Consider the following 26,192-nt stretch of genomic DNA (forward strand, 5'->3'; position numbering starts at 1 on the left):
TCGGGCCGCACATGATCACACCATCGCGTGAATCAGCCCGAAATACGGGAACTTCTCCCGCGGTCCTCCCTCAGCGCTCCCTCACCACTCCCTCGGCACCCCCTCAGCGTCTGACCTGGATCAGCGCGTGCGTTCCGCTCGTCCGCCAGCGCCGCTCGCCGCTCCTCTCCAGCGCGGCCTCGGTCTTCGCGTCGAGGCCCGTGACGACGTCGGACTTGAGGGTGCGCAGCGCGGCGACGGGGCCGGGGAAGTACGCGGTGGCGTCCGCGAAGGAGGTGGTCGGCGGCCACCACCGGTCGCCCACCAGGCGTCGGTAGTTGAGGTCGCCCTTGAGGACGGTGACGGTGGCCGCGGCGAAGTCCCCGCGCAGGTCGTCGGGCATGTCCGCGTACGGCAGCGGGGCGCAGGAGAAGGGGTGGGCGCGGACGGTGACGCGGCCGTCGCCCAGGGCGGCCCAGAGCCGCTCGCCGTGGGCCGCCGCGGCGCCGCCCGCCGTGACGAGCCTCCGCAGGGCGTCGAGCACGTCGGTGGGCGTGGCGTCGGAGACGTAGTACGGGTACGGCTTGACGTGCAGGACGACCCGGTCGACGCGGCCCTCGGCCAGGAGGTGCGAGACGAGGAGCAGGTCGGGGACGAGTTCGCGGCCGGCGTTGTCGGCGACGAGGCACAGCGTGGCCGGTCCCCGGTCCGGGGCGCCCGTCCCCGGGGCCGGGAGCAGGGACCAGAGGGTGTCGCTGTCGTCGGCGACGAGGGCCTCCGTCTCGCCCCGGGTGTCGGCGCCCCGGCCGGAGAGGCGGAAGCCGAGGTCGGCGCGGTTGCCCCACAGCGAGCCGTGCAGCAGGGCCCGGGTCCGTTCGTCGGCGGGCAGGCGGTCGAGGCCGTCCAGCGCGGCGAGTTCCTCGTCCGTCTCCGGCGCGTCGAGTTCGGCGCGCTTGGCGGGCCGGAAGGGGTCGACGCCCTGCCAGGCGCCGGGGCCGAAGTAGCCGACGGCGTCGAGGAGCCGGCGGTAGAAGTGGCTCTCGGCCCACAGCCAGGGCACGTCGTACCAGGAGCGGCCGGCGTAGGCGTCCATGCCCCACCGCGCCCAGCGGTCCCGGTCCCGGCCGGTGGGGTCGGCGTCGGCGGGCAGCGGCTCGACCACGCCGTCGGCGCAGCCGGCGAGCAGCGCGTCGAGCGCGTGGCGCCGTTCGGGATCGAGGGGGAAGGCGTCCCGCACCTGCCGCACGATGGCGGGGTGCCGCTCGGCCAGCACGCCGTGCGGGAAGGAACCGGGCTCGTCGGCGACGATGACGGGGGCGGGCACGAACGGGGTGTCGGGCATGCTCGTCACCGTACCGGTCAGGCCGTGGCCGTCTCCCGTTCCAGGCGGGCCGCGAGGGTGAGGTAGCGGGCGCGCCGGGTCACCGGGACCATGCCGCGGATCAGGATGTACCACATCTCGGCGAGACGACGGGGCTGGCGCCCGGCCGGTTCGAGGGTGCCGCTGACGACGCGGGTGCCGACGATGGAGCAGACGAGGGTGTGGGCGACGGAGTCGACGTCGATGTCCGGGTGCACGTCGGACTGCCGTACGGCGTTCAGCAGCCGGGACGTGGCGATCTCCCGCCACTCGGTGAAGGGGTGCGGCAACGGCGGCCGTACCGGTACTCCGGCGGTGGCGAGCCGCAGCCCGGCCCGCAGCACCGGCCCCTCCTCGCAGAGCCGGGCCATGCCGAACGTGAGGCGCATCAGCGCCTCCAGCGAGGAGTAGCCCCGCCCGTCCAGGTCGCTCGCCAGTCGGCGGGAGGTGCGGGACTGTATCTCCATGATGGCGTGCGCGAGGTCTTCCTTCGCCGCGAAGTGGAAGTACAGGGCGCCTTTGGTGACCCCGGCGTGGGCGACGATCTCGCTCAGGCTGGTCGACTCGTAGCCGTGCCGGTCGAACAGGTCGGCCGCCGCACCGACGATCGTCGCGCGGGTCTGCTCGGCGCGTAGCTGCCTCGCCATCGGCTGGACTCTCCCGGGCTGGAACTCAACAGACCGTGCCGCCTGTCTTAACCCCTCGTACACGATAACTCACGGACTAACTGTCCATCAGATCAACCCCGGTGGACCCCGCACGGCACGTGCCCCGTCGCGCACACCGTCGGGCATACCGCCCGGCATTCCGCTTCGGCCCGCTTTCGCCGTCCCGTTCATCACGATGCGGCACCGACAACTCGCAGCAGTTCGCTGGTCACTTGACTACCAGCGGTCACACACGGTTTGCTCCGGCCAGGCGAGTTTCACCCGGTTGGCGCACTGACCCGCGGCTCCGGGCCCGCTCGCTCCGTTCCTCCTGCTCGGCCGCACAGCGAGGTGCCCCCGCCCCCATGAGTACAGTTCCCCCGCCCATCCACTCCCCCGCACCCCTGCGCACCGCGGCCCTCGCCGCGGCCGTCTGCCTGCTGGTGGCCGGCTGCTCCGCCCTCGGCGGGGACGAGGACGGCTCGGCGGCGGACGCCGCGGGCGGGTCCGGCGGCGGCCGGATGAAGCTCGTCATGGTCACCCACGGCGGTGAGGGCGACGCCTTCTGGGACCGGGTGCGCAAGGGCGCCGAGGCGGCGGCCGCCAAGGACGGCGTCGACCTGACCTACGCCGGGGACGCCGACACCGCCGACCAGGCCGACCTGGTGCGGGACGCCGTCCGCGACAAGGCCGACGGCATCGCCGTGACCCTGGCCAAGCCGCAGGCGATGAAGGCGGCGGTCGCCGAGGCCAAGGCCGCCGGGATTCCCGTGGTCGGCCTCAACTCCGGTATCGACGCCTGGCGTGCCACCGGGCTCCTGGAGTACTTCGGGCAGGACGAGAGCGTCGCGGGCCGGGCCGTCGGCGACAAGCTGAACGACCTCAAGGCCAAGCACGCCATGTGCGTCATCCACGAGCGCGGCAACGTCGCCCTGGAGGCCCGCTGCGCCGGTGTGAAGAAGACCTTCCGCGGCGAGACCGAGATGCTCTACGTCGAGGGCACCGACATGAAGGCGGTCGGCGCCGCCGTCACGGCGCGGCTGCGGCAGGACCCCGACATCGACGAAGTCGTCATGAACGGCGCGGCGTTCGCCCTCACCGCCGTCGAGTCGGTCGACGAGGCGGGCAGCTCCGCGCACGTCGCCACCTTCGACCTCGACAACGACCTGGTCGCCGCGGTCAAGCGCGGGGACGTCCAGTTCGCGGTGGACCAGCAGCCGTACCTCCAGGGCTACCTCGCGGTGGACGCGCTGTGGCTGTACCGCACCAACGGCAACGTCAGCGGCGGCGGGGTGGCGCCCGTGCTGACCGGCCCCGCGTTCGTGACCCGGACCAACGCCGACTCGGTAGCGAAGTTCGCCGCGGGCGGCACCCGGTGACCGGGTCCCGCGGCCGACGGCGTCCGCCCGCCTCCGTCTCTCTCCCCCACTGATCGCCTAGGACGACGATGTCTGCACGCAAGACACGGAAGACCCGGGAGACGCCGAAGACCCGGCGGAAGGGCGCCCGGCGCCGCCTCGGCTCCATACGCCTGTCCCTCATCCTCCTGGCCCTGGTGCCCGGCGTCACCCTCGCGGCCGTGTGGGGCGTCACGACGATCCAGATGTTCTCGGAGGGGCTGCGGCTGCGCGCGCAGACGGAGCTGAGCCGCGACACCGGCGCCATGGGCACCGAGGCCGCCCTCGCCCTGCAGAAGGAGCGCAGCCTGTCGGCCGCCTGGCTGGCCGAGCCGGACGGCGACCGGGCGGAACTGGACGCGCAGCGCAGGAAGACGGACGAGGCGGTCGCCCAGCTGGTGGGCCAGTCGGACGCGATCCAGAGCGCTCCCGACCGGATCTCGGACCGGCTGTACTCGGTGCTCGGTTCGGTGGGCAGCCTGGAGTACTACCGCGACCAGGTGGACGACCCCAGCGACATCACCGCCGAGCAGGCGCTCGACCAGTACACCTCGATCGTCGACGAGCAGATCCACGCCTTCCAGGAACTCTCCCAGGTCGACGACGGGGACCTCACGTCCCGGGCGGGTCCGCTGGTCGCCCTGGAGCACGCCGCCGAGCTGACCTCCCAGGAGGACGCCCGGCTCACCCTGGCCTGGCCGTCCGACCGGATGAACCAGGAGCAGTGGACGAACTTCGCCCAACTGGTGCACACCCGCCGCTGGCTGGTGCAGGACCAGGTCGTTCCCTCGTTGACCGGGAGCGCGAAGACGCAGACCGAGCGCATCCTCGCCAGCTCCGAGTGGAAGTCCTTGCAGGACGTCGAGGACCAGGTGCTCGAGGCCCGTTCGGCGGGCGGGGGCGAGCGGATCGACCTGCCGGACGCACGGCAGCGCTGGAACGCCGCCTTCGAGTCGATCTCCACCCAGTACGGCCAGCTCGTGCGGCAGCAGACGGAGGGTCTCCTCGACCGCAGCGCCGAGGAGGCCCGGGGCCTGCTGATCAAGGCCGGCGTGCTCAGCGCGGGCGGGCTGATCGCGCTGGTGCTCTGCATCGTCATGTCCTGGCGCATCACCCGCTCGCTCTCCCGGCGGCTGCGCGGGCTGCGGCTGGCCACCCTGAGCCTGGCCGAGGAACGGCTGCCCGACGTGGTGGCCCGGCTGGAGCGGGGCGAGACGGTCGACGTGGAGTCGGCGACCCCGCCGCTGGACTACGGGCAGGACGAACTCGGCCAGGTCGCCCAGGCGTTCAACACCGCCCAGCGCACCGCCGTGCACACCGCCGTCGAACTCGCCGACACCCGGCGCGGCTTCCAGAAGGTCATCCTGGGCATCGCGCGGCAGAGCCAGAACCTCGTCAACATGCAGCTCGGCAAGCTGGACGCCCTGGAGCGCGAGCACACGGACCCCGAGATCCTCAAGGGCCTGTACGAACTGGACTCCACGGCCAGCCAGTTGCGGCGCTACGAGGAGAACCTCGTCATCATCAGCGGTGAGCAGCCCCGGCGCACCTGGCGCGAACCCGTGTCGCTGGTGGACATCCTGCGCAGCGCCGTCGGCGAGGTCGCCGAGTACCAGCGGGTGGAGCTGCACGCCGACGAGGAGGTGGCCCTCGCCCCGCCCGCGGTGGCCGACGTGATCCACCTGCTGGCCGAGCTGATCGACAACGCGACCTCCTACTCCCCCGCGCCCAACCCGGTCGGGGTGCGGGCGGCGCTGGTGGCCAAGGGCCTGGCGGTCGAGATCGAGGACCGCGGGCTCGGCCTGTCGGAGGAGGACTACGCGTCGTTCAACGCCCAGTTGGCGGTGGCTCCGCAGTTCGACGTGGTGGCGCTCGCCGACGACCTGCGGCTCGGCATGTTCGTCGTCGCCCGGCTCGCCCACCGGCACGGCATCACCGTCACGCTGCGCCCCTCCCCGTACGGCGGGACCACGGCGATCGTGCTGATCCCGCACGAGATCGTGGTGCGCGAGCCGGCCGGCCGGGCGGACGGCACCGGCGCCGCGGTGGCCGGCGTGCGGGACCGCCGGGTCGCCGGGGCCTTCGCGGCCACCGCGCGCGACTCGGCCGGCCCGGCCGCCGCCGCCGCCGAGCAGCCCACCGTGTCCGCCCCCTCGGCCGCGGCCTCGGGGCCGGAGGGGGGCCCGGCCGGCGACGAGGGGTCCGTGCGGCCCGTACGGTCGTCCCGGCCGGCGCCCGCGAGCCGGTCCGCGGCCGCGGCGGGCTCCGCCGGCGACTCACTCGGCGGCTCCTGGGACGAGCGCGGCGGCCTGGCACCGCTGCCCCGCCGGGTGCCGCAGACCAGCCTCGCCGCCGAACTGCGCGACGAGGACCCGGACGGCCGCCGGAACGGCTCGGCGGGCGCGTCCGGGGACGACTACGCCGACTTCACGGCCGAGCGCGCCGCCTCGTCCCTCGCCGGGTTCCAGCGCGGCACGCTGCGGGCCCAGACCGATGAGGACACCGCCGACGCGGACGACACCGACACCGACACCGACGGGCACGTGTTCTCCTCCGCCGCCCCCACGACCCCGACCGCCGACCGCCGACCGCCGACGAAGGACACGCGATGACCCGACCCTCCCCCGCCACGCACACCGAGCTGGACCAGTTGCTCACCGGACTCGTGGAGCGGGTCGCCGACGTGAACCAGGCGGTGGTGCTCTCCGAGGACGGGCTGGTCGTCAGCAAGTCCACCGGTTTCCTGCGGGACGACGCCGAGCGGCTGGCGGCGACCGCGTCGGGCCTGATGAGCCTCAGCAAGGGCGTCAGCATGGACTTCCGGGGCGGCCCGGTGCGTCAGGCGCTCATCGAGATGGCCAACAGCTACCTGATACTCACCTCCGCGGGCCCCGGCGCGCACCTGGTCGTGCTCACCGGGCCGAACGCCGACGTCGGCGTGGTGGCGTACCAGATGAACATGCTGGTGAAGAAGATCGGCGAGCACCTGAGCGCGGCACCGCGGGCCACCGCGGGACCCGGCGAGTGACGTGACCGGAGGCGACGCGGGGGGCCGGCTGGTGCGGCCGTTCACCCTGACCGGCGGCCGGACCAGGCCCAGCCGCGCCGACTTCACCCTCATCACGACGGTGACCGCTCTCGACCCGCAGCCCGCCCGGGCGGCGCGCCCGCAGCCCGAGCACCTGCGGATCCTGCGGCTGTGCGCCCGGCCGGTCGCCGTGGCGGAGATCGCGGCCCGTCTCGACCTGCCGGTGAGCGTGGTCGTCATCCTGCTCTCGGACCTGCTGGAGGCCGGCCGGATCACCGCGAGGCCGCCGCACCCCGTCTCCCACGCCACCGAGGACCTGGACCTGTTGCAGAAAGTGAGGGACGGCCTTGGCCGGCTCTGAGCGCGTCGTCGAGACGCCCACGGCATCCGCACGCTCCACCGCGCCCGAGGCGGTGAAGATCCTCATCGCCGGTGGTTTCGGCGTCGGCAAGACCACCATGGTCGGGTCGGTCAGCGAGATAGCCCCGCTGCGCACCGAGGAACCGCTGACCGCGGCGGGGCTGGACGTCGACGACCTCAACGGCATCGAGGAGAAGCGGGCCACGACCGTGGCCCTGGACTTCGGCCGGATCACCATCGGCCGGGACGTGGTGCTGTACCTCTTCGGTACGCCCGGTCAGCAGCGTTTCTGGTTCATGTGGGACGACCTGGCGATCGGTGCGCTCGGTGCGGTGGTCCTGGTCGACGTCCGCAGGCCCGAGTCGAGCTTCGCCGCGATCGACTTCTTCGAGCGGCGGGGCATTCCGTTCGTCGTCGCGGTCAACGGCTTCCACGGCCGGCACCCGTACCCGGCCGCGGAGATCCGCGAGGCCCTCGCGCTGCCGGAGCACGTGCAGGTGCTGCTGTGCGACGCGCGGGAGCGGACCTCCAGCCGGGACGTCCTCCTCGCCCTGATCGACCAGCTGATCGACGCCGCGACCGGGGCCGCGGCGTCGTAGCGCGTCGTCTTCGGGCGTGGCCCCCGGGCGTCCGTCAGACGAGACCCGCGGACTTCAGCCACGCCTTGGCCACGTCCAGCGGGTCCTTCTTGTCCAGCTGGACCTGTGCGTCCAGGTCGAGGAGCGTCTCGGTGTCCAGCTTGGCGGAGACCGCGTTCAGCGCGGCCACGCCCTCCTTGTTCAGTCCGTCCTTGGCGACCAGCGGGGTCACGTTCGCGTGGCCGAAGAGGTTCTCCGGGTCCTTCAGGACGACGAACTTCTCCTTGATGATGGTCGGGTCGGTGGTGAAGACGTCCGCCGCCTGCACGGTGTTCTTGGTCAGCGCCGACTGGGTCAGCGGACCGCCCGCGTCGAGCGCCTTGAAGGACTTGAACTTCAGGCCGTACACCGACTCCAGGCCCTTGAGCCCCTGCTGACGCGTCTGGAACTCGGGCGAGCCGCCGATCACCAGGTCCGGTGCGACGTCCTTGAGGTCGGCGAGGGTCGACTCGGCGGTGAGGCCGTGCTTCTTCGCGGTCTCGGCGTTGACGCTCACCGAGTCCTTGTTCTCGGCCGGTGACGACTCCAGCAGCGTCAGCTTCTTGTCCAGCTTGGCCTTCGCCGCCTCGTTCACCGCCTCGACGGACTGCTGCCGGGCCTTCGGGTCGAGGTAGGCCAGCAGCGAGCCGTTGTACTCCGGCAGCACCGTGACGGAACCGTTCTTCAGCAGGCCGTACGTCGTCTCGCGGCTGCCTATGTTGTGCTGGTAGGTGACCTTGAGGCCCTTGGCCTTGAGCGCCTCCCCGTAGATGTCGGCGAGCAGGGTGCTCTCGGCGAAGTTGTTCGAGCCGACGACGACGGTGCCGGCCTCCGCCTTGTCACCCGCGAGGGGGTTGTCGGAGGTGTCGTCGGAGTCGGAGGAACAGCCCGCGAGCAGCGCCGCGGCGGCGGCGAGCGCGAGGGCCGCCGCGCCGGTGTGCCTGGTCCTGGACCTGCTGCTCTTCGCGGTGAAAGTCATTCGTCGATCCAAACGATCCGGTCGCCGCTCAGTCAAGAACGGCCTGGTTACGGTTTCTTCACCTCGGTGGCCGTCATCGTCTGCGCACCCCCGGTGACACGGCCAGCCGCCCGACCGCCCAGAACACCGCGAGGGTGACGAGCGCCATGAGGGCGACCAGCGTGGCGCCGCCGACCACTTTCTCGTAGTCGCGCTGGTAGAGGCCGTCGATGATGTAGCGGCCGAGCCCGCCGAGGCTGACGTAGGCGGCGATGGTCGCCGTCGACACGACCTGGATGGCGGCGGAGCGCAGCCCGCTGAGCACCAGCGGGAGGGCCACGGGCAGTTCGACCCGGAAGAGGATGTCCGTCTCGCGCATGCCCATGCCGCGCGCGGCGTCCACCGGTGAGGGGTCGACGGAGCGGACGGCCTCGTAGGTGGTCACCAGGATCGGCGGGATCGCGAGCACGACCAGCGGGATCATCACGGGCAGCAGACCGATGCCGACGGCGACGGCGATCAGCACCAGCAGTCCGAAGCTGGGCAGGGCGCGGGCGGCGGTGGCGACGAAGGCGACGGCGTTGCCGCCGCGTCCGGTGTGCCCGGTCAGCAGCCCGGCGGGCAACCCGATGGCAGCCGCGAGACCGAGGGCCATCAGCGTGTACTGGACGTGTTCCAGCAGGCGTCCGGGGATGCCGTCGTAGCCGTGCCAGTGGGCGCTGTCGCTGAAGAAGGCGTTGACGAAGTGGAGTACGTTCACCGGGCCGCGGCCTCCTCCGGCTCGGGCCGCGCGGCGGCTTCCTTCGGGCGTTGCCGCCTGCCCCGCGGCAGCCACGGGGTCAGCAGGTTCCGGGCCAGGACGAGGAGCGCGTCGCACAGGATGGCCAGGACGGCGGTGGTGAGGACGGAGTTCACCGCCAGCTCGGGACGGCCGTACTTCTGGGCGTCCGCGAGCAGGTTGCCGAGGGCGCCCTGGTTGCCGATGAGGGCGCCGACGCTGACCAGGGAGATGCTCGCCGACACGGCCACTCGCAGCCCGGCGAGGATGGCGGGCACGGCGATCGGCAACTGCACCTGGAGATAGCGCCGTACGGGCCCGAAGCCCATGGCCGTGGACGCGGCCAGCGTCTCCTCGGGCACCGACCGCACGCCGTCGACGATCGCCGGGACGAGCACCACCAGGCTGTACACGGCCAGCGGGATCATCACGGTCAGTTCGGTCTGGCCGGTGTAGTCGATGAGGACCACGAAGACGGCCAGCGAGGGGATGGCGTAGAAGACGGTGGTCACACCGAGCACCGGCGGGTACAGCCAGCGGAAGCGCACGCACAGCTGGGCGAGGGGCAGCGCGGCGAGCAGCCCGGCCAGGACCGGCAGCAGCGCCTCGCGCAGGTGCAGCCCGATCAGGCCGAAGTAGGTGTGGCCGAGGTCGCTCGGTATGTCGAAGAAGCCGTTCACGGGGCGACCTTCGCGACGTCGGCGGGCTCCTCGGTCCGCGCGTCGCCGGGGTCCGCCGCGCCATGGGCGGAGCGGATCGCCTCCGCGATGGTCTGCTGGGAGACGACGCCGGTCACCCGCCCGTCACCGTCCACGGCGACGGCCCAGCCGGTGGGCGAGAGCACGGCGCAGTCGAGCGCGGCCCGCAGCGAGTCGGTGCCCGGCACGAACGGCCGCCCGTGGGACAGCAGCCGCCCGGAGGCGAGGTCCCCCGCGGCGAGGTCGCCCGGCTCGGCCCAGCCCAGCGGCCGGTCGTCCGCGTCGGTCACCAGCAGGTGGCCGGCGCCGTCGGCTCCGGCGAGCTGCTCGGCGGTGGCGTCGGCCCGCACGACCGGTCCGGTGCTCAGCTCCAGGGCGGCGGAGGGGAAGAAGGAGAGCCGCCGGATGCCGCGGTCGGCGCCGAGGAAGTCCTCGACGAAGTCGTCCGCGGGGTCGGACAGCAGCTCGGCGGGCGGTGCGAACTGGGCGAGCCGGCCGCCGGTGCGCATCACCGCGACCATGGTGCCGAGTTTGATGGCCTCGTCGATGTCGTGGGTGACGAAGACGATGGTCTTGCCCAGTTCGTCCTGGATGCGCAGGAGTTCGTCCTGGAGTCCCTTGCGGACGACGGGGTCGACGGCGGAGAACGGCTCGTCCATGAGCAGCACCGGCGGATCGGCGGCGAGCGCCCGGGCCACGCCGACGCGCTGCTGCTGGCCGCCGGAGAGCTGGTAGGGGTACCGCTTGGCGAGCGAGGTGTCGAGCCCCACCCGTTCCATCAGCTCGGCGGCCCGCTCGCGGGACTTCTGCTTGCCCCAGCCGATCATGCGGGGCACGGTGGCGATGTTGTCGAGGATCGTCCGGTGCTGGAAGAGCCCGGCGTTCTGGATGACGTACCCCATCGACCGGCGCAGCGTGGTGACGGGCTGCTGCTGGAGGTCCTCGCCGTCGAGCAGGATCGTTCCCTCGCTGGGCTCGACCATTCTGTTGATCATCCGCAGGGTGGTCGTCTTGCCGCAGCCCGAGGGGCCGACGAGGACCGTGATCGAGCGGTCGGGTATGTCCAGTGACAGCCGGTCGACCGCGACGGTGCCGTCCGGGTACCGCTTGGTGACTGAGTCCATCCGTATCAAAACGCCGAATACCCTTCGGGTCTGGCAGAAGCTGCCCGCTCCGGCCGCGGTCGGTGGGGCCGTCGCCGGTCGAGTGTAGACGGCTGGTCCGCGGGGCCCCCGTTGCTCCGGGGCGACTCCTTCCCGCTGCTCCGGCGTTCACACCGGAAACCCGGCCGACGGCGGCGGCCGGGAGCGACGGTGTCCACCGTGACGCTCCCGGCCGCCGCGTGCCGGCCCGGTCGGGCTCAGCCCGCCTTCGGCTCCAGCCGCAGGGAGATGCTGTTGATGCAGTACCGCTGGTCGGTCGGGGTCGGGTAGCCCTCGCCCTCGAAGACGTGTCCGAGGTGCGAACCGCACCGGGCGCAGCGCACCTCGGTGCGCAGCATCCCGTGGGAGCGGTCCTCGATCAGCTCGACCGCGTCGGTGTCCTTCGGGTCGTAGAAGGACGGCCAGCCGCAGTGGGACTCGAACTTGGTCGTGGAGGTGAACAGCTCCGCACCGCAGGCGCGGCAGGAGTAGACGCCCTCGGTCTTGGTGTCGGTGTACTCACCGGTGAAGGCCGGCTCCGTGGCGGCCTCGCGCAGCACGGCGTACTCGGCCGGGGCCAGCTCCGCCCGCCACTGCTCGTCCGGCTTCTCGACGTCGTACGACATGAGTCTCAGCCCCTTACTTCGACAGCTCGTCCAGGATGCGCGGTCCGAGGTCGGTGACGTCGCCCGCGCCCATGGTGAGAACGAGATCACCGGCCTTCGCCATTCCCGCGACCAGCGCGGGCGCGGCGTCCTTGTCGTGGACCGGCGTGACGTCCGCGCCCGCCGCGCGGGCCGCCTCGATGATCAGCTCGCTGGTGATGCCCGGGATCGGGTCCTCGCGGGCCGGGTAGATGTCGAGGACGACCGAGGCGTCCGCGAGGGACAGTGCCTGGCCCATCTCCTTGCCCAGCTCCTGGGTGCGGGAGAAGAGGTGCGGCTGGAAGAGGACCAGGATGCGGGCGTCGCCGACGGCGGCGCGCATGGCCTCCAGGTCGGCCGTCATCTCGGTGGGGTGATGCGCGTAGGAGTCGACGACCTGGACGCCGGCCGCCTCGCCCTTGAGCTGGAGGCGCCGCTTGACACCCGTGTACGCGGCCAGCGCGGGGGCCAGCTCGGCGGCGGGGACGCCGAGGGCCGCGCCCGCGGCGAGGGCGGCGACGGCGTTGTGGGCGTAGTGGCGGCCGGGGACGGAGACGGTGAAGGTCAGCTCGGCACCGTCCAGGACGACGGTGACCTCGCTCTTGAGCCCCTGCGGGACGACGGACAGGATGCGCACGTCGGCGTCCTCGGACTCCCCGTACGTCACCGTCCGCACCGAACCGGCCAGCCTGCGCGTCAGCTCCCGGGCGCCCTCGTGGTCGGCCGCGATCACCAGGGTGCCGCCGGGGACGATCTTCGCGGCGAAGGACTCGAAGGACTCGTAGATCTCGTCCATCGACGCGTAGTTGGCGTGGTGGTCCAGCTCGACGTTGAGGACGATGGCGACCTCGGGGGCGTACTTGTGGAAGCTGCGGTCGCTTTCGTCCGCCTCGGCGACGAAGATCTCCCCGTCGCCGTGCAGGGCGTTGGAGCCGGGCGCGTCCAGGTCGCCGCCGATCGCGTACGACGGGTTCAGACCCAGCTCGGACAGGGAGACCGCCAGCATCGAGGTGGTGGTGGTCTTGCCGTGGGTGCCGGCCACGGCGATCGGGCGCAGGCCGTCCATCAGGGCGGCGAGGGCGTCAGAGCGGTGCACGACCGGGATGCCCAGCTCGGCGGCGCGGGCCAGCTCCGGATTGTCCTCGCGGATGGCCGAGGACACGACCACGCAGCTCGCGTCGTCGGCGAGGTGCCGTGCCGCGTGCCCGATGTGCACCGTGGCGCCCAGGGCGCGCAGCGCCCCGGCGGTCGCGGAGTCCTTGGCGTCACTGCCCGCCACCTCGGCGCCGCGCTGGGCGAGGATCTTGGCGATGCCCGACATCCCGGCTCCGCCGATGCCGATGAAGTGCGGTCGGTCCATGGCGGTGGGAAGGCCGGGTGCCATGCGCTGTTCTCCCAGGGTGATCCGTCGGTGGGCGCGCCCCCTCGGCGGGGGCGCGGCACCAGCCTATGCCTTGCTGTGGGAGAAGAGTTTCAGGACCGGTACGCCGACCTTGTGCCGGGCCCGGGAGGCCCAGTCCCGGTGGAAGAACTCCTCCACGTAGTGGGGGTCGGTCAGGACGATCACCTCGTCGGCGGCGACCTCCATGACCACGGACTTGAGCTCGTCCAGCGGGTGGTCCTCGATCAGCCGGCCCTCGGCCTGGGCGCCGGACGCGCGCAGGGCCGTGAGGGACACCTCCAGCGCCCGCTCCCCGACGCTCTGCGCCTCCTGGCCCTCCGGGGTCTCCCCCTCCCGTACGGCGTCGTCCAGCTCGCCGAGCGCGACGTCGTCGATGGCCCGCAGCAGCCGGTCCGCCTGATCGCCGCGCGGCTGGAGCAGCACGTGGAAGCCGACCTGCTCGTCCCCGTGCAAGGTCGTGACGAACTCCACGTCGGCGGACGTCAGGGCCTTCTCGATCATCAAAACGCTTGTGAACACCAGGCGCCCCTTCTCCTTGGAGGGCCCGTGGGCCCACCCTCCGTAGGCCGTACCAGACCCTGCGGAAACCATCCTGCCCCGTGATCGCACAGGTACTGCCGGAATCAGTGTGCCCGGCACGGGCTAAACGGAACGGAAGATTCCGCCGATTCCCGGATGTGCGGTAACGATCGAACACCTGTCCGGTCGCCGCCGTCCACACCTGCTCGGGATCGCCCTAGTCACGCCGGTAACGGCTGAAGAGGAAACCTTCCTCCTCCAGCAGGGACGCCAGGACGAACCGCCGCGGGACCTCGACCGCCGGTCCGCCCGCGATCCGCTGCGCGTCCCCCGCGGTCAGCATCGGGGAGACCGTCAGGCACAGCTCGTCGAGCACCCCGGCCGTGACGAACTGCCCCAGCAGCCGCGGGCCGCCCTCGGTCAGCAGCCGGGTGTGCCCCAGCTCCGCGAGCGCCCCGAGGGCGCGGGCCGGGTCCACGCCGACGCCGTCCCCCGCGATCACCACCCGGGCCCCGGCCCGCTCGGCGGCCGCGATCCGGTCCGGGGCCGCGGCGGCTCCGGTCAGCACGAGGGTGGGCACGAGCGGGGAGGTGAACAGCGGACGGGAGAAGTCCAGCTCCAGGCTCGCGCTGACCACCGCGATCGCCGGCACGGGTGCCTGACCGGCCGCCCGCCGCGCCTCGGCGAAGTCGGCCCGCACGCGGGCCGGCCGGTACCCCTCCTGCCGTACGGTCTCGGCACCGGCGATCACCACGTCCGCCAGTGCGCGCAGGGTGCCGAAGACACGCATGTCGGTCGCGCTGGAGATGGGCTGGGAGCGGCCGTCGTGCTGGGCGGCGCCGTCGAGGGTGGAGACCATGTTGGCCCGCAGCCAGGTCTCCCGGTCCCCGTCCGGCTCGGGGTAGGCGTAGGCGGCGGCCAGCTCGGCCAGGCTCCACTCCCGGTCGGTCTCGGAGCCGCCCGGGCCGACGGTCGGATCGGTCACGGCGGCGGGGACGGGGAACAGGCGTCGCATGGGGTGCAGTGTTCCACGCGGCCGACCCCCCAACCCCGCAGGCCGGCGCCCTGCCGCCCCCACCACACGGCGCCCCCACCCGCACCGCGCTGCACCCCGGCCCGCACCACGGCGCCCCCACCCGCACCGCGCTGCACCGCACCCCGGCACCCGCGCCACTCCCGCCCGCACCCGGCGCCCGCGGTCCGGGCGGCGGGGAGTCCCGCCGGGCAGGCCCTACCATTGAGTACCGTGTCGTCCTCCTCCCCCGCCTCCGTGCCCGCCCCGATAACCGGGACGGCTCCGGCCACGGTCTCCCTGTGCGCCCGCGAGCCCCACGTCCCCGCGGACCGTCTGGTCGCCGAGATGGTGCCACCGCCCCGTTTCGACTCCGTCCGCTTCGGCACGTACATCCCGGACCCGAACCAGCCCAGCCAGAGCGAGGCCGTCCGGGTCCTGGAGGACTTCGCGGGCGGGCTGGGCGAGGCGCCCGGCGCGGCCACCGGCAGGCGCGGCTTCTTCGGGCTCGGCCGGGGCAAGGCACCGAAGACCCCGGCCGGACCCCGCGGCGTGTACCTCGACGGCGGCTACGGCGTCGGCAAGACGCACCTGCTGGCCTCCCTGTGGCACGCCACCCCCGCCGAGCCCTCCCGCAAGGCGTTCGGCACCTTCGTGGAGCTGACCAACCTCGTCGGCGCCCTCGGCTTCCAGCAGACCGTGCGGACCCTGTCCGGGCACCGCCTGCTGTGCATCGACGAGTTCGAGCTCGACGACCCCGGCGACACCGTCCTCGTCTCCAGCCTGCTCGCCCGGCTGGTGGAGGCCGGCGTGGCGCTCGCCGCCACCTCCAACACACTGCCGGGCAAGCTCGGCGAGGGCCGGTTCGCGGCGGCCGACTTCCTGCGCGAGATCCAGGGCCTGTCCGCCCACTTCCGCGCCCTGCGCATCGACGGCGAGGACTACCGCCACCGCGGTCTGCCCGAGGCCCCGGCGCCGTACTCCGACGAGCAGGTGACCCGTGCGGCGCGGGCCACCGAGGGTGCTTCCCTGGACGGCTTCCCCGCCCTCCTCGACCACCTCGCCCGCGTCCACCCCAGCCGTTACGGTGCCCTGACCGACGGTCTGACGGCCGTGTGCCTCACCGGGGTGCGCCCGGTGCCCGACCAGTCGACGGCGCTCAGGCTCGTGGTGCTCGCGGACCGGCTCTACGACCGCGAGGTGCCCGTCCTGGCCTCCGGGCTGCCCTTCGACCGGCTGTTCAGCGAGGAGATGCTGAACGGCGGCTACCGCAAGAAGTACTTCCGGGCGATCTCCCGGCTCACCGCGCTGGCCCGGGACGCCGCGCGCCTGGTCGACACGCCCTGAGGGCGGCCGGAGCGGTCCATTCCCGCCAACCCACCCGCCGATTTCAGGCTCTCTTCCGGCTCGTAACGCCACGTTAACCCTGCAAAGCCCTTTGCAGGGTTAACGTGTTTCTTGACCACGCATTGACCATGCGTTGACCTTGCTTTGACCGTGTACCGGAGCGCGCCATCGGCGCGAACTGCCTGGAGGGGGGCGTATGTCGCGTGCTACGACGGCCCGGACCGTGTTTCCGCTCCTCGCCGCCGTCCTGCTCGCCCTGGCGGTCTTCGCACCCGGCTCATCCTTCGCATCCGCGCACACGAGCCGTGATGCCGTGGCCAACACCCACCCCGGAACCCCCTCCGGCACGGCCCCCCACGACGAGACCGTCACCTGCCACGACACCGGCCGCTCCGGGAACCCGAACGGTTCCGCGGGGGTCCGCGACCGGCACCGCACCACCGCCGTGCCCCAGCCCGACGCCCCCGAGCGCCCGTGCGCGCGACAGCGCGACCCCGCGGCGACCGCGCCCCTCATGTCCGCCCTGGCGACCGCGCACCGGCCGAGATCCGCGCCGGACCACTCGCCCGCGGCACTTCAGGTCTTCCGCTGCTGACGGACCGCCGGCACATCCCCCACCTCTGTCCCACCCGTCCGACGCGCCCCCACGGCGCGCCAGGAGGAATACCTCATCATGCAACCCCTCATCGACAACGCCCGTACGTTCGGACAGCGCCCTGAGGAGTTCGCCGGGCACGCCGAAGGCCAGTCGCCCGAAGTCCTGTTCATCACCTGCTCCGACTCCCGGGTCGTACCGGCCCTGATCACCGGAGCCCGGCCCGGTCAGCTCTTCGAGCTGCGCACCGCCGGCAACATCGTCCCGCCCTACGCCTCCGAGCGCCCCTCCGGCGAGGCGGCCACCATCGAGTACGCCGTCCAGGTCCTCGGCGTCGCCGACATCGTGGTCTGCGGCCACTCGCACTGCGGCGCCGTCGGCGCGCTGGTGCGCGGCGACGACCTGACCGCCGTACCCGCCGTGCGCGACTGGCTGGCGCACGCGGCGGACGAGCCGGAGCCCTGCGATCCCGCCGACCCGACGGTCGCCGGGGCCGTGCAGCACCACGTACTGGCGCAACTGCTGCGCCTGCGCTCCTACCCCTGCGTCGAACAGCGGCTGGCGGACGGCCGGCTGCGGCTGCACGGCTGGTACTACGAGGTCCACACCGGCCTCGTGCGCGCGCACCGCGCGGACACCGACGCGTTCGAGACGCTGTGAGCGCCGGCATGTCCCTCATAGCCGATCAGAACCGGAGGTTCCCGCACTGGCGGCAGGACCTCACCGCGTCCCTCGTCGTGTTCCTGGTCGCGCTCCCGCTGTGCGTGGGCGTGGCCGTCGCCTCCGGTGTCCCGGCCGAACTGGGCCTGGTCACCGGCATCGTGGGCGGCCTGGTCACCGGATTCCTGCCGGGCAGCAGCCTCCAGGTCTCCGGCCCGGCCGCCGGGCTGACCGTGCTGGTCTTCGGCGCGGTCGACCAGTACGGACTGCCCGCGCTCGGCGTGATCGTGCTCGCCACCGGGATCATCCAGCTCGTGATGGGCGCCCTGAAGCTGGGGCGCTGGTTCCGGGCGATCTCCCTGTCGGTCGTCGAGGGCATGCTGGCCGGCATCGGCCTGGTGCTCATCGCCGGCCAGCTCTACTCGGCCGCCGGTCTCGAGGCGCCCGCCTCCGGCATCGACAAGCTCACCGGGCTGCCCGGGGCCGCCGCCGAAGCGCTGGGCAGCAGCGAGGCGCTGACCTCGCTCGCCCTGGGCGCGGGCACCGTCGCGGTGATGGTGCTGTGGAAGCGGCTGCCGAAGCGGGCGCAGACCGTGCCGGGGGCGCTGGCCGCGGTCGGTCTGGCCACCGCGGTCACGGCGGCGTTGGGACTGTCGGTCGCGACCGTCGAGGTGAGCGGTCTGCTGGACGTGATCCAGCCGCCCGGCGCCGGCGCCTTCGGCGAGCTGGCGAGCGTGGGCCTGCTCGGCACGATCGTCGCCTTCACGCTGATCGCCTCGGCGGAGAGCCTGTTCAGCGCCGCGGCGGTGGACCGGCTGCACGACGGGCCGCGCACCGAGTACGACAAGGAGCTGATGGCGCAGGGAGCGGGCAACACCGTGTGCGGTGTGCTCGGCGCGCTGCCGATGACCGCGGTCATCGTGCGCAGCTCCGCCAACGTGGCCGCGGGCGCCCGCACCAAGGCGTCCCGGGTGCTGCACGGTGTGTGGCTGCTGCTGTTCGCGGCGCTGCTGCCGTCCGTGCTGGGCCTGATCCCGCTGCCCGCGCTGGCGGGCATCCTGGTCCACGCGGGCTGGAAGCTGATCCCGTTCCGCAGCATCCTGCCGCTGTGGCGCGACCACCGGGGCGAGGCGCTGATCCTGGTGGTCACGGCCGTCTCGATCGTCGCGGTCAACATGTTCGAGGGCGTGCTGATCGGTCTGGCCCTGTCCGTGGTCAAGACCGCCTGGGAGGCCTCGCACCTCAAGCTGGAGATCGTCGACAAGGGCGCGGGCCCCGTCCAGGCCCATCTGACCGGCAACGCGACCTTCCTGCGGCTGCCGAAGATCCTGGAGGGCCTGGAGGCGCTGCCGCAGGACCGCCCGGTCGAGCTGGACCTGTCCGGGCTGCACCATCTGGACCACGCCTGCCGCACGGCCCTGGAGAACTGGGCCGAACGGCACAGCGCCACCGGCACGGACCCGGTGAAGGTCACCGAACCGGAGAAGGCGGGGGTGTAGCCGGAACCCGCCGCCGGTTCCCGGGCATGGCCCCGGGACCGGCGGCGGGCCTATCGTGACATAAAGGGTGAAAAACCGTCCTCCGAGTGAGGAGGCCGCCATGGTCCAGGAGCTTCTGACCGCGGCCGCCGCCGTCGGCAGCGCGGGCGTCCTCTACGTCGCCGCGGCGGCGCGGGTCGTTAGGCAGTACGAACGCGGGGTGGTCTTCCGGCTCGGACGGCTGGCGGGGGAGGAACGCGGCCCCGGGTTCACGATGATCGTGCCGTTCGTGGACCGGCTGCACAAGGTGAACCTGCAGATCGTCACGCTGCCCGTGCCCGCGCAGGAGGGCATCACCCGCGACAACGTCACCGTGCGGGTGGACGCGGTCGTGTACTTCAAGGTCGTGGACGCGGCCAACGCGCTGGTGCGGGTGGAGGACTACCGGTTCGCCGTCTCGCAGATGGCCCAGACGTCGCTGCGGTCCATCATCGGCAAGAGCGACCTGGACGACCTGCTGTCGGACCGGGAGAAGCTGAACCAGGGGCTGGAGCTGATGATCGACAGCCCCGCGGTCGGCTGGGGCGTGCAGATCGACCGGGTCGAGATCAAGGACGTCTCCCTGCCGGACACCATGAAGCGCTCGATGGCCCGCCAGGCCGAGGCCGACCGGGAGCGGCGCGCCCGGGTGATCAACGCGGACGCCGAACTGCAGGCGTCGAAGGTGCTCGCGGAGGCGGCCCGGCAGATGTCCGAGACGCCCGCGGCCCTGCAACTGCGGCTGCTCCAGACGGTCGTGGCGGTGGCCGCCGAGAAGAACTCCACCCTGGTGCTGCCCTTCCCCGTGGAGCTGCTGCGCTTCCTGGAAAAGGCGCAGGAGCACCCGGTCGAGCGGTGACACGAGCTACGCGCGTGGTTCCCGGGACTCCTGGCAGGTGATAGACACGGCGGGTCACAGTCCTGTCCGCCAGCAGGAAGGTTTCCCCATGTCCACGTCCCACAGCGCGGCGACCCGCCGCCAGGTGCTCGCCCGCACCGGAGCCCTGGGCGCAGGCATCGCCTTCACCGGCGCCCTGTCCGAACTCTTCGCCGGTACCGCCGCCGCCCAGTCCCTGGGCCACACCGGCTACGGCCCCCTGGTCCCCGACCCCGACGGCCTGCTGGACCTGCCCAAGGGCTTCCGCTACCGGGTGCTGTCCCGCGAGGGCGACCGCCTGCGTTCCGGGGAGGGCCCGGTGCCGTCCAACCACGACGGCATGTCCGCCTTCCCGGGCGGACACGGCCACACCCGCCTGGTCCGCAACCACGAGAACCGCGCCGACGGACGGGTCCCGGTCCCCACCGTCAAGGGCCTGACGTACGACCCGGAGGGCAAGGGCGGCTGTACGGCGCTGGAGCTGGACTCCCGCAACCACGTCCTGTCCGAGCGGGTCGCCATCGCCGGTACGGCCGTCAACTGCGCAGGCGGGCACACGCCCTGGAACACGTGGCTGACCTGCGAGGAGACCGAGGACAAGGCCGGCACCAACGGATACACCAAGGACCACGGCTTCATCTTCGAGGTCGACCCGGCCGACCCGCACCGCACCGGCGCGGTGCCGCTGACCGCGATGGGCCGCTTCCAGCACGAGGCGATCGCCGTGGACCCGAGGCGCGGGGTGGTCTACGAGACGGAGGACGCCTTCGACCGGCCGTTCGGCCTCTTCTACCGGTTCCTGCCCGAGAAGCCGCTGGGCGGCCGGGGCTCGCTGCGGGCGGGCGGCCGGCTCCAGGCGATGCGCGCGCCCGGTGTGCCCGACCTCTCCTCGATCCAGGAGACCGGCGCCACCTTCGACCGTATCGAGTGGGTGGACGTACCGGACCCGCTGGCCGCCGAGACGCCGATCCGCTTCCAGGACTTCGGCCGGGGGGGCATCACGCACGCCCAGAAGCTGGAGGGCTGCTACTGGGGCGGGCGCAGCGTGTACTTCGTGTCGTCCTTCGCCCGCAGCAACGAGGGGTCGGCCGCCGACCACTACGGCCAGATCTGGCGCTACGACCCCGAGCGGCGCCGGCTCACCCTGGTGATCGTCTTCGGTCCGGACACCGACGTGCAGCTCCCGGGCGAGTCCCCGGACAACATCTGCCTCGCCCCCAGCGGCGGCCTCATGGTCTGCGAGGACGGCAACGGCGCGCAGCACGTCTTCGGCCTGACCCGGCGCGGCGAGGTGTACGCCATGGCCCGCGGCGCGCAGAACATCGGCACGGAGGAGGAGCCCGAGTGGGGTGAGTTCGCCGGTGTCACCTTCTCCCCCGACGGCGACACGATGTACGTCAACTGCTACACGCCCGGCACCACCTTCGCGGTGACGGGTCCCTGGCGCAGGTAGCGGCCGGGTCCCAGGCGGGGCGCGCACGCCCGGTCACTGAAGCCGCGGCCATGGGGTACCCGGGCCGCATGACTCAGAACGTGCAGGTCAACGGCTCGTACTGGCTTCAGACGGCACCGGGCGGCGCGCCCCGCCCCGCGCTCGCCGAGGATCTCGACGTCGACGTCGCCGTGATCGGCGCCGGCGTCGCGGGGCTCAGTACGGCCTGGGAGCTGGCGCGGGCCGGGCGGAGTGTGGCGGTCCTGGAGGCCGGGCGGGTCGCCGCCGGTGTCACCGGGTACACCAGCGCCAAGCTGACCGCCCAGCACACCCTGGTCTACGACAAGCTGCGCCGCACCCGCGGCCCCGAGGGCGCCCGCCTGTACGCCCGCTCGCAGTCCGAGGCGATCGAGCGCGCCGCCGGGATCGTCGCCGAGCTGGGCATCGACTGCGACTGGGAGACACGCGACGCGTACACCTACGTACGCGATCCAGGCCGCGTCGACGAGGTACGGGCGGAGGCGGCGGCCGCCAAGGAGGCGGGGCTGCCGGCGTCGTTCGTGACGGAGACCGGGCTGCCGTTCCCGGTGGCGGGCGCCGTGAAAGTGACCGGGCAGGCCCAGTTCCATCCCCTGAAGTACCTGCGGGCGCTCGCCGCGGACCTGGAGGCGCACGGCGGCCGGATCTTCGAGGACACCACCGTCCAGGGCCTGGACGAGGGCGAGCCGTGCCGGGTGAGGACGGAGGCGGGGGCGACGGTCACCGCCCGGGACGTCGTGGTCGCCACGCACTACCCGATCTTCGACCGGGCGCTGCTCTTCGCCCGCCTCTCCCCGCGCCGCGAGCTGGTCGTCGCCGGGACCGTCGAGGCGGACCGCGACGTCGACGGCATGTACATCACCCCGGAGGAGAACACCCGCTCGGTGCGTACGGCGCCCCTGGACGACGCGGGCCGCCGCCTGCTCGTCGTCACCGGCGAGCACTTCACGCCCGGCACGGGTGACACCCGCGAGCGCTTCGACCGCCTGGCCTCCTGGGCGGACGAGCACTTCCCCGGCGTCGACCGCACCCACGCCTGGGCCACGCAGGACATCGACCCCACCGACACCGTGCCGATGGCCGGTCCGCTGCACCCGGGCGCGCACCACACCTACGTCGCCACCGGCTTCGGCGGCTGGGGACTGAGCGGCGGCATGATGGCGGGCCGGCTGCTCACCGCGCAGATCACCGGCGAGGAGTGCGCCTGGAGCGGGCTGTACGACCCGCGGCGGCTGCGCACGGCGGTGCGTGAGGCACCCGCGCTGCTCAAGACGCAGGCCGAGGTGGCGAAACACTTCGTCGGCGACCGGCTGCGGCCCGCGCCGCCGGTGGACGCGCTGCCGCCGGGCGAGGGCGCGGTGGTCCGGGCGGGCGGCGACCGGGTCGCGGTCTACCGGGACGAGGCCGGCGCCCTGCACGCCGTCTCGCCGCGCTGCACCCACCTGGGCTGCCTGGTCGACTTCAACGCGGCCGAGCGCGCCTGGGAGTGCCCCTGCCACGGCTCCCGCTTCGACACGGACGGCAAGGTGCTGGAGGGCCCGGCGACCAAGCCGCTGGAGCAGCGGGACATCTGACGGCGGCTGGGCCGGGCGGGTGAGCACGGCGGCACGTCACCCCACATAGTCATACAAACCGAACATCCCACTCCTACGTTCGTACGGTGATCACTCTCGTACGACGCGCAGCCGCCCTCTGTGCCCTGGGCGCCGCCCTCGCCGCCTGCGGAACCAGCGGGGCCGAGCAGACGCCCCGCCCGGCGCCCTCGGCCCCCGCCCCGTCGCCGCCCCCCGCCCGGACGCCCACCCTCGCTCCCGGCCCCGGGGGCCTCACGCCGGTCTTCGAACACGGCCCGCGCACGGAGGGCACGAAGGACGGCAAGCTGGTCGCCCTCACCTTCGACGCCGACATGACCGCCGACCAGGGGCCGCGCGCGGCGTCGGGTGAACGGTTCGACAACCCTCGACTGATCGCGACACTGCGGAAGCTGAAGGTGCCGGCCACCGTGTTCATGACCGGCCGCTGGGCCGAGGAGTACCCGGACGAGGCCCGCTCCATCGGCCGGGACCCGCGGTTCGAGATCGCCAACCACTCCTACAGCCACTACGCCTACACCGGCGACTGCTACGGCCTGCCGACCGTGTCCGAGGACCGCATGCGCGCGGACCTGGAACGGGCGTACACCGCCTTCGGGAAGGCCGGGGTGCCGAACCCGATGCCGTACTTCCGCTTCCCCGGCGGCTGCTACGACAAGGCCGCCCTCAAGGAACTGTCGGCCACCGGAGTCACCGCCGTGCAGTGGGACGTGGTGAGCGGGGACGCCTTCGCCACGGACGCCGACGCGGTGACCCGGCAGGTGCTCGACGGGGTGCGGCCGGGTTCGGTCGTCGTCATGCACTGCACGCGCAGCGCCGCCCCGGTGACCGAGGAGGTGGTCCGGGCGGTGGTGCCCGAGCTGCGCCGCCAGGGCTACCGCTTCGTGAAGGTCTCGGAGCTGATCGGCGCCGCGAACGGGCACCGCTGACGGGCCTACGCTGGAGGCATGAGCAGCGAACACGACCGGGGCGCCGACGGCCCCGACGGCCCCGGTTGCGAGCCCGGCGGCTACTCCCTGATCGGCACCGCGCCCCGGCCGCCCAGGGCCGACGGCCCGCCGTACGCGGAATGCGTCCTGTGCCGGGAACCGACGGAGTACCCGGAGGCGTACAAGGGCGTCACGCTCTGCACGGTCTGCGAGTGGCAGGAGGCGCAGCGCACCGCCTGCTCAGGCTGACGGCCTGCGCGAACTCAGCGCACAGGCCGCGGCGATCGCGGCGGCCGCGATGACCGCCGCCCCGGCCAGCGGCAGCAGCGGCAGCGGTACCGCGCCCGACTTCGACCCGGTGACCAGGTCGGCGACCGCCGCCCGCGCCGGGGACCCCGACGCCACCAGTGCCAGCAGGGCCGCCAGCAGCAGGGCGGGGACCGCGCGGCCGGGCGAGCGCAGCACCGGCCAGGCGGTGAGCGCGCCGACGGCGGTGCCGAGCAGGGCGCAGACGAGCGCCGCGAGCAGTCCGGCGCCGGCCGCCGGGAGCGGGGGCACGCGCGTTCCGTGACCGGTGCTGGCGGGGTCGCTGATCAGCGTCACGACCACGGTCGCGACCGAGCCCAGGACGACGGCGGCCGCCAGCGCCGCGAGCACGGCGGCCAGGTGGGCCCGCCCGGGACCGCGCGCCGCCGACACACACCCCCGCGCGGCGGGCGGCTCTCCCATGACGCAGATCCGCACCAGCCAGGCCGCGACCGGCAGCAGCACGGCCGCCGCCCAGCCCAGCGAGTCGAGGACCGGCTGCCCGCCCTGCACGCCGATGCCGACAGCGGCGGCGTACAGGACGACGGGCGGCAGCCAGCGCTGGGAGCGCAGCAGGAGGGCGGTCTGGTAGCGCAGGAGAGCGGTCATCGGTGGTCCTCCGGGTCGTGCACGCCCACCACGTGCCAGGGCGGCCGGGCCGTCAGGAGCCTGCGCAGCACGACGTCGGAGTGCGAGGCGGGGACGGTGAACGTGTGGAAACCGGGGCCATCCTCCTCCGCCGAGGCGGCGAGCCGGTGCACCTCGGCGGGCAGGGCGGCGCCGGGCGAACCCTGCACCCGGACGACGACCCGAGGCCCGGCCGGAACCGGTTCCGGTCCGGTAGTTCGGTGCAGGGCGCCGTCGCGCACGGTGTACACGGCGTCGGTCGTCCCGGCCAGGCGGCGCGGATCGTGGTCGACGAAGACCACGGCGCCGCCGGCCGCGGTCCGTTCGGCGACCGCCCGCTCCAACTCCCCCCGCGCGTCGACGTCGAGCCCCGTCCACGCCTCGTCGAGGACGAGCAGCTCCGGCTCGGCGAGCAGCGCCTGCGCCACCGCCACCTTCTGGCTGCTGCCCTTGGAGAGCCGGGAGAGCTGTGTGTCGGCGTACCCGGCGGCCCCCAGCCGCTCCAGCCACTGCCCGGCGGCACGGGCCGCCGCCCGGCGGGACAGCCCGTGGACGGTGCCGAGGTGGGTGAGGTACCGGGCGGCGGTGAAGGGCAGGGCGGGCGGGAAGCGTTCGGGGACGTAGGCCGTGCGCGGGCGGCCGGTGACGCGGCCCTCGGTGGGGGCGTCGATCCCGGCGAGCAGGCGGAGCAGCGTCGACTTGCCGGTGCCGTTGGCACCCTCGACGCGGACGAGGGTGCCGGACGGCACGTCCAGATCGACCCCGCGCAGCACCCAGGGGCCGCGGATGCCGTAGCGGCGTCCCACGCCGTCCAGCCGCAGATCGGGTCGCATGGGGGCCATACTCTCGCGGGCCGGAGGCCCGGCGGGCACGGACGAGAGGCTTGGCGGGCCTCCAGCGGGAGACTTGGCAGGCTCGGGCGGGAGGCTTGGCAGACTGTAGGGCGTGAGCAACGACCCGACGACGCCCGTCCCCGCCCCCGTTCCCGTCCCCGACAGCCCCTTCCGTCCCGAGCCCGGCGACCGCGACCTCGCGCCGCAGTTCGTGCTGCCGCTGGTCGTGCGCATCGAGCGGGCGGCGCCGCCGCCCCGTACCGACGCGCTGGAGACCGCGGCCCGTGCGGTGCTGGTGATGCTCGCCGACGAGCGGTCGACCGGTGACGGCGAGTGGGCGCGGGCGGTGCGGGACTGGCAGGACGCCCGCATCCGCAAGGTCGTACGGCGGGCCCGCGGCGCCGAGTGGCGCCGGGCCGAGGCGCTGCCCGGCATCACGGTCACCGGCAGGACGGCCGAGGTGCGGGTCTTCCCGCCCGTTCCGCTGGACGGCTGGCCCAAGGACCTGGCCCGCCTCCAGGTCTCCGGCACCGACCTCGACGACCCCGAGCCGCCGGCCGACGCCGACCCCACCGCGCCGGTGCTCTGGATGAACCCGGACCTGGAGATGTCGGCGGGCAAGGCGATGGCCCAGGCGGGCCACGGGGCGCAGCTCGCCTGGTGGGAACTGTCGGACGGCGAGCGGACGGCCTGGCGCGACGCGGGCTTCCCGCTCTCGGTGCGCACCGCGGACCCGGCCCGCTGGCCCGGCCTCACCACCGGCGCCCTGCCGGTGGTCCGCGACGCCGGGTTCACGGAGATCGCACCGGGCTCCTGCACGGTGGTGGCGGACCACCCGGCGCTGCGGCGGGAACCTCAGATGTAGCTCTGAACATGCCCCGCCCGGGGTTCGGCCCG

27 protein-coding genes are annotated in these 26,192 nt (G+C 73.2%); 15 read left to right on the forward strand and 12 right to left on the reverse strand.

The window, feature by feature from the left end:
• Positions 1-103: 103 nt before the first annotated feature.
• On the reverse strand, positions 104-1,321 hold the full coding sequence (locus tag ACZ56V_RS21925) for a damage-control phosphatase ARMT1 family protein (protein ID WP_468944471.1): 1,218 nt from the start codon (positions 1,319-1,321) through the stop codon (positions 104-106).
• A 17-nt stretch (positions 1,322-1,338) separates the two neighbouring features.
• Complete coding sequence (locus ACZ56V_RS21930; protein ID WP_104634320.1) at positions 1,339-1,986, reverse strand: ScbR family autoregulator-binding transcription factor; 648 nt, start codon at positions 1,984-1,986, stop codon at positions 1,339-1,341.
• Between the two features lie 365 nt (positions 1,987-2,351).
• Between ACZ56V_RS21930 and ACZ56V_RS21935 the strand changes: the two genes are divergently transcribed.
• From ACZ56V_RS21935 to ACZ56V_RS21955, 5 genes are all read left to right on the forward strand, one after another.
• Entirely contained in the window at positions 2,352-3,365 is a 1,014-nt protein-coding gene (locus ACZ56V_RS21935) for a substrate-binding domain-containing protein (RefSeq protein WP_398913631.1), read from the forward strand.
• Positions 3,366-3,433: 68 nt separating this feature from the next.
• A complete protein-coding gene (locus ACZ56V_RS21940) occupies positions 3,434-5,995 on the forward strand; it encodes a sensor histidine kinase (RefSeq protein WP_468944475.1) in 2,562 nt (853 codons plus the stop codon).
• Positions 5,992-6,411, forward strand: coding sequence for a roadblock/LC7 domain-containing protein (locus ACZ56V_RS21945; protein WP_003972853.1), 420 nt, complete (start codon positions 5,992-5,994; stop codon positions 6,409-6,411). Before ACZ56V_RS21940 ends, ACZ56V_RS21945 begins: the two co-directional genes overlap by 4 nt.
• Before the next feature lies 1 nt (position 6,412).
• Positions 6,413-6,772, forward strand: a complete 360-nt coding sequence (locus tag ACZ56V_RS21950; RefSeq protein WP_356372731.1) for a DUF742 domain-containing protein — start codon at positions 6,413-6,415, stop codon at positions 6,770-6,772.
• On the forward strand, positions 6,759-7,370 hold the full coding sequence (locus ACZ56V_RS21955; protein WP_468944480.1) for a GTP-binding protein: 612 nt from the start codon (positions 6,759-6,761) through the stop codon (positions 7,368-7,370). The genes ACZ56V_RS21950 and ACZ56V_RS21955 overlap by 14 nt, the downstream gene beginning before the upstream one ends.
• A 34-nt stretch (positions 7,371-7,404) precedes the next feature.
• Here ACZ56V_RS21955 and ACZ56V_RS21960 read toward each other — a convergent pair whose 3' ends face one another.
• The 8 genes from ACZ56V_RS21960 to ACZ56V_RS21995 all read right to left on the reverse strand — a co-directional run bounded on the left by ACZ56V_RS21960 (position 7,405) and on the right by ACZ56V_RS21995 (position 14,544).
• Positions 7,405-8,367, reverse strand: coding sequence for an ABC transporter substrate-binding protein (locus ACZ56V_RS21960; RefSeq protein ID WP_398913637.1), 963 nt, complete (start codon positions 8,365-8,367; stop codon positions 7,405-7,407).
• A 73-nt stretch (positions 8,368-8,440) separates the two neighbouring features.
• Positions 8,441-9,106 (reverse strand): ABC transporter permease, encoded by a 666-nt coding sequence (locus ACZ56V_RS21965; protein WP_398913638.1) that lies wholly within the window; start codon positions 9,104-9,106, stop codon positions 8,441-8,443.
• Positions 9,103-9,804 carry an ABC transporter permease gene (locus tag ACZ56V_RS21970; protein WP_468944484.1) on the reverse strand — a complete coding sequence of 234 codons (702 nt, stop codon included), beginning with the start codon at positions 9,802-9,804 and terminating at the stop codon, positions 9,103-9,105. The genes ACZ56V_RS21965 and ACZ56V_RS21970 overlap by 4 nt, the downstream gene beginning before the upstream one ends.
• Positions 9,801-10,955 (reverse strand): ABC transporter ATP-binding protein, encoded by a 1,155-nt coding sequence (locus ACZ56V_RS21975; protein ID WP_468944487.1) that lies wholly within the window; start codon positions 10,953-10,955, stop codon positions 9,801-9,803. Before ACZ56V_RS21975 ends, ACZ56V_RS21970 begins: the two co-directional genes overlap by 4 nt.
• A 227-nt stretch (positions 10,956-11,182) precedes the next feature.
• Positions 11,183-11,590 (reverse strand): peptide-methionine (R)-S-oxide reductase MsrB, encoded by a 408-nt coding sequence (gene msrB / locus ACZ56V_RS21980; RefSeq protein WP_398913643.1) that lies wholly within the window; start codon positions 11,588-11,590, stop codon positions 11,183-11,185.
• A 13-nt stretch (positions 11,591-11,603) separates the two neighbouring features.
• Positions 11,604-12,992 carry a UDP-N-acetylmuramate--L-alanine ligase gene (murC, locus tag ACZ56V_RS21985; RefSeq protein WP_468944491.1) on the reverse strand — a complete coding sequence of 463 codons (1,389 nt, stop codon included), beginning with the start codon at positions 12,990-12,992 and terminating at the stop codon, positions 11,604-11,606.
• A 63-nt stretch (positions 12,993-13,055) separates the two neighbouring features.
• On the reverse strand, positions 13,056-13,529 hold the full coding sequence (locus tag ACZ56V_RS21990; RefSeq protein WP_356372716.1) for an indole-3-glycerol phosphate synthase: 474 nt from the start codon (positions 13,527-13,529) through the stop codon (positions 13,056-13,058).
• Between the two features lie 217 nt (positions 13,530-13,746).
• Positions 13,747-14,544 carry a pyrimidine reductase family protein gene (locus ACZ56V_RS21995; RefSeq protein WP_468944494.1) on the reverse strand — a complete coding sequence of 266 codons (798 nt, stop codon included), beginning with the start codon at positions 14,542-14,544 and terminating at the stop codon, positions 13,747-13,749.
• Positions 14,545-14,775: 231 nt separating this feature from the next.
• Between ACZ56V_RS21995 and zapE the strand changes: the two genes are divergently transcribed.
• From zapE to ACZ56V_RS22040, 9 genes are all read left to right on the forward strand, one after another.
• Positions 14,776-15,888, forward strand: a complete 1,113-nt coding sequence (gene zapE, locus ACZ56V_RS22000) for a cell division protein ZapE (protein ID WP_398913649.1) — start codon at positions 14,776-14,778, stop codon at positions 15,886-15,888.
• Between the two features lie 196 nt (positions 15,889-16,084).
• Entirely contained in the window at positions 16,085-16,483 is a 399-nt protein-coding gene (locus ACZ56V_RS22005) for a hypothetical protein (RefSeq protein WP_468944497.1), read from the forward strand.
• Between the two features lie 78 nt (positions 16,484-16,561).
• Complete coding sequence (locus ACZ56V_RS22010; protein WP_356372228.1) at positions 16,562-17,143, forward strand: carbonic anhydrase; 582 nt, start codon at positions 16,562-16,564, stop codon at positions 17,141-17,143.
• An 8-nt stretch (positions 17,144-17,151) separates the two neighbouring features.
• On the forward strand, positions 17,152-18,642 hold the full coding sequence (locus ACZ56V_RS22015; RefSeq protein WP_468944500.1) for a SulP family inorganic anion transporter: 1,491 nt from the start codon (positions 17,152-17,154) through the stop codon (positions 18,640-18,642).
• A 100-nt stretch (positions 18,643-18,742) separates the two neighbouring features.
• The gene (locus tag ACZ56V_RS22020) at positions 18,743-19,519 is read left to right on the forward strand and encodes a slipin family protein (protein WP_356372230.1); all 777 of its coding nucleotides are present in this window, start codon (positions 18,743-18,745) and stop codon (positions 19,517-19,519) included.
• 88 nt (positions 19,520-19,607) lie between these two features.
• Positions 19,608-20,990, forward strand: a complete 1,383-nt coding sequence (locus ACZ56V_RS22025; RefSeq protein WP_468944503.1) for a PhoX family protein — start codon at positions 19,608-19,610, stop codon at positions 20,988-20,990.
• Positions 20,991-21,058: 68 nt separating this feature from the next.
• The gene (locus ACZ56V_RS22030) at positions 21,059-22,582 is read left to right on the forward strand and encodes an FAD-dependent oxidoreductase (RefSeq protein ID WP_467380827.1); all 1,524 of its coding nucleotides are present in this window, start codon (positions 21,059-21,061) and stop codon (positions 22,580-22,582) included.
• Positions 22,583-22,668: 86 nt separating this feature from the next.
• A complete protein-coding gene (locus ACZ56V_RS22035) occupies positions 22,669-23,529 on the forward strand; it encodes a polysaccharide deacetylase family protein (RefSeq protein ID WP_467380825.1) in 861 nt (286 codons plus the stop codon).
• Positions 23,530-23,547: 18 nt separating this feature from the next.
• Positions 23,548-23,778 (forward strand): hypothetical protein, encoded by a 231-nt coding sequence (locus ACZ56V_RS22040; protein ID WP_398913662.1) that lies wholly within the window; start codon positions 23,548-23,550, stop codon positions 23,776-23,778.
• Here ACZ56V_RS22040 and ACZ56V_RS22045 read toward each other — a convergent pair.
• On the reverse strand, positions 23,770-24,444 hold the full coding sequence (locus ACZ56V_RS22045) for an ABC transporter (protein ID WP_467380822.1): 675 nt from the start codon (positions 24,442-24,444) through the stop codon (positions 23,770-23,772). The two genes, ACZ56V_RS22040 and ACZ56V_RS22045, sit on opposite strands and share 9 nt — an antisense overlap.
• The gene (locus tag ACZ56V_RS22050) at positions 24,441-25,295 is read right to left on the reverse strand and encodes an ABC transporter ATP-binding protein (RefSeq protein WP_468944508.1); all 855 of its coding nucleotides are present in this window, start codon (positions 25,293-25,295) and stop codon (positions 24,441-24,443) included. The genes ACZ56V_RS22045 and ACZ56V_RS22050 overlap by 4 nt, the downstream gene beginning before the upstream one ends.
• A 112-nt stretch (positions 25,296-25,407) precedes the next feature.
• On the opposite strand from ACZ56V_RS22050, the gene ACZ56V_RS22055 reads away from it, so the two are divergent.
• Positions 25,408-26,160, forward strand: coding sequence for an aminoacyl-tRNA hydrolase (locus ACZ56V_RS22055; protein ID WP_468944511.1), 753 nt, complete (start codon positions 25,408-25,410; stop codon positions 26,158-26,160).
• Positions 26,161-26,192 lie beyond the last annotated feature (32 nt).

This window comes from Streptomyces sp. NPDC034099 (assembly GCF_055575415.1).

What these genes read in the sequence shown, in the direction of transcription:
- ACZ56V_RS21925 (WP_468944471.1), bottom strand. Translation starts at nt 1,321, where the DNA reads ATGCCCGACACCCCGTTCGTGCCCGCCCCCGTCATCGTCGCCGACGAG.
- ACZ56V_RS21930 (WP_104634320.1), bottom strand. Translation starts at nt 1,986, where the DNA reads ATGGCGAGGCAGCTACGCGCCGAGCAGACCCGCGCGACGATCGTCGGT.
- ACZ56V_RS21935 (WP_398913631.1), top strand. Translation starts at nt 2,352, where the DNA reads ATGAGTACAGTTCCCCCGCCCATCCACTCCCCCGCACCCCTGCGCACC.
- ACZ56V_RS21940 (WP_468944475.1), top strand. Translation starts at nt 3,434, where the DNA reads ATGTCTGCACGCAAGACACGGAAGACCCGGGAGACGCCGAAGACCCGG.
- ACZ56V_RS21945 (WP_003972853.1), top strand. Translation starts at nt 5,992, where the DNA reads ATGACCCGACCCTCCCCCGCCACGCACACCGAGCTGGACCAGTTGCTC.
- ACZ56V_RS21960 (WP_398913637.1), bottom strand. Translation starts at nt 8,367, where the DNA reads ATGACTTTCACCGCGAAGAGCAGCAGGTCCAGGACCAGGCACACCGGC.
- msrB (WP_398913643.1), bottom strand. Translation starts at nt 11,590, where the DNA reads ATGTCGTACGACGTCGAGAAGCCGGACGAGCAGTGGCGGGCGGAGCTG.
- murC (WP_468944491.1), bottom strand. Translation starts at nt 12,992, where the DNA reads ATGGCACCCGGCCTTCCCACCGCCATGGACCGACCGCACTTCATCGGC.
- ACZ56V_RS21995 (WP_468944494.1), bottom strand. Translation starts at nt 14,544, where the DNA reads ATGCGACGCCTGTTCCCCGTCCCCGCCGCCGTGACCGATCCGACCGTC.
- ACZ56V_RS22005 (WP_468944497.1), top strand. Translation starts at nt 16,085, where the DNA reads ATGTCGCGTGCTACGACGGCCCGGACCGTGTTTCCGCTCCTCGCCGCC.
- ACZ56V_RS22010 (WP_356372228.1), top strand. Translation starts at nt 16,562, where the DNA reads ATGCAACCCCTCATCGACAACGCCCGTACGTTCGGACAGCGCCCTGAG.
- ACZ56V_RS22015 (WP_468944500.1), top strand. Translation starts at nt 17,152, where the DNA reads ATGTCCCTCATAGCCGATCAGAACCGGAGGTTCCCGCACTGGCGGCAG.
- ACZ56V_RS22020 (WP_356372230.1), top strand. Translation starts at nt 18,743, where the DNA reads ATGGTCCAGGAGCTTCTGACCGCGGCCGCCGCCGTCGGCAGCGCGGGC.
- ACZ56V_RS22025 (WP_468944503.1), top strand. Translation starts at nt 19,608, where the DNA reads ATGTCCACGTCCCACAGCGCGGCGACCCGCCGCCAGGTGCTCGCCCGC.
- ACZ56V_RS22030 (WP_467380827.1), top strand. Translation starts at nt 21,059, where the DNA reads ATGACTCAGAACGTGCAGGTCAACGGCTCGTACTGGCTTCAGACGGCA.
- ACZ56V_RS22040 (WP_398913662.1), top strand. Translation starts at nt 23,548, where the DNA reads ATGAGCAGCGAACACGACCGGGGCGCCGACGGCCCCGACGGCCCCGGT.
- ACZ56V_RS22045 (WP_467380822.1), bottom strand. Translation starts at nt 24,444, where the DNA reads ATGACCGCTCTCCTGCGCTACCAGACCGCCCTCCTGCTGCGCTCCCAG.
- ACZ56V_RS22050 (WP_468944508.1), bottom strand. Translation starts at nt 25,295, where the DNA reads ATGCGACCCGATCTGCGGCTGGACGGCGTGGGACGCCGCTACGGCATC.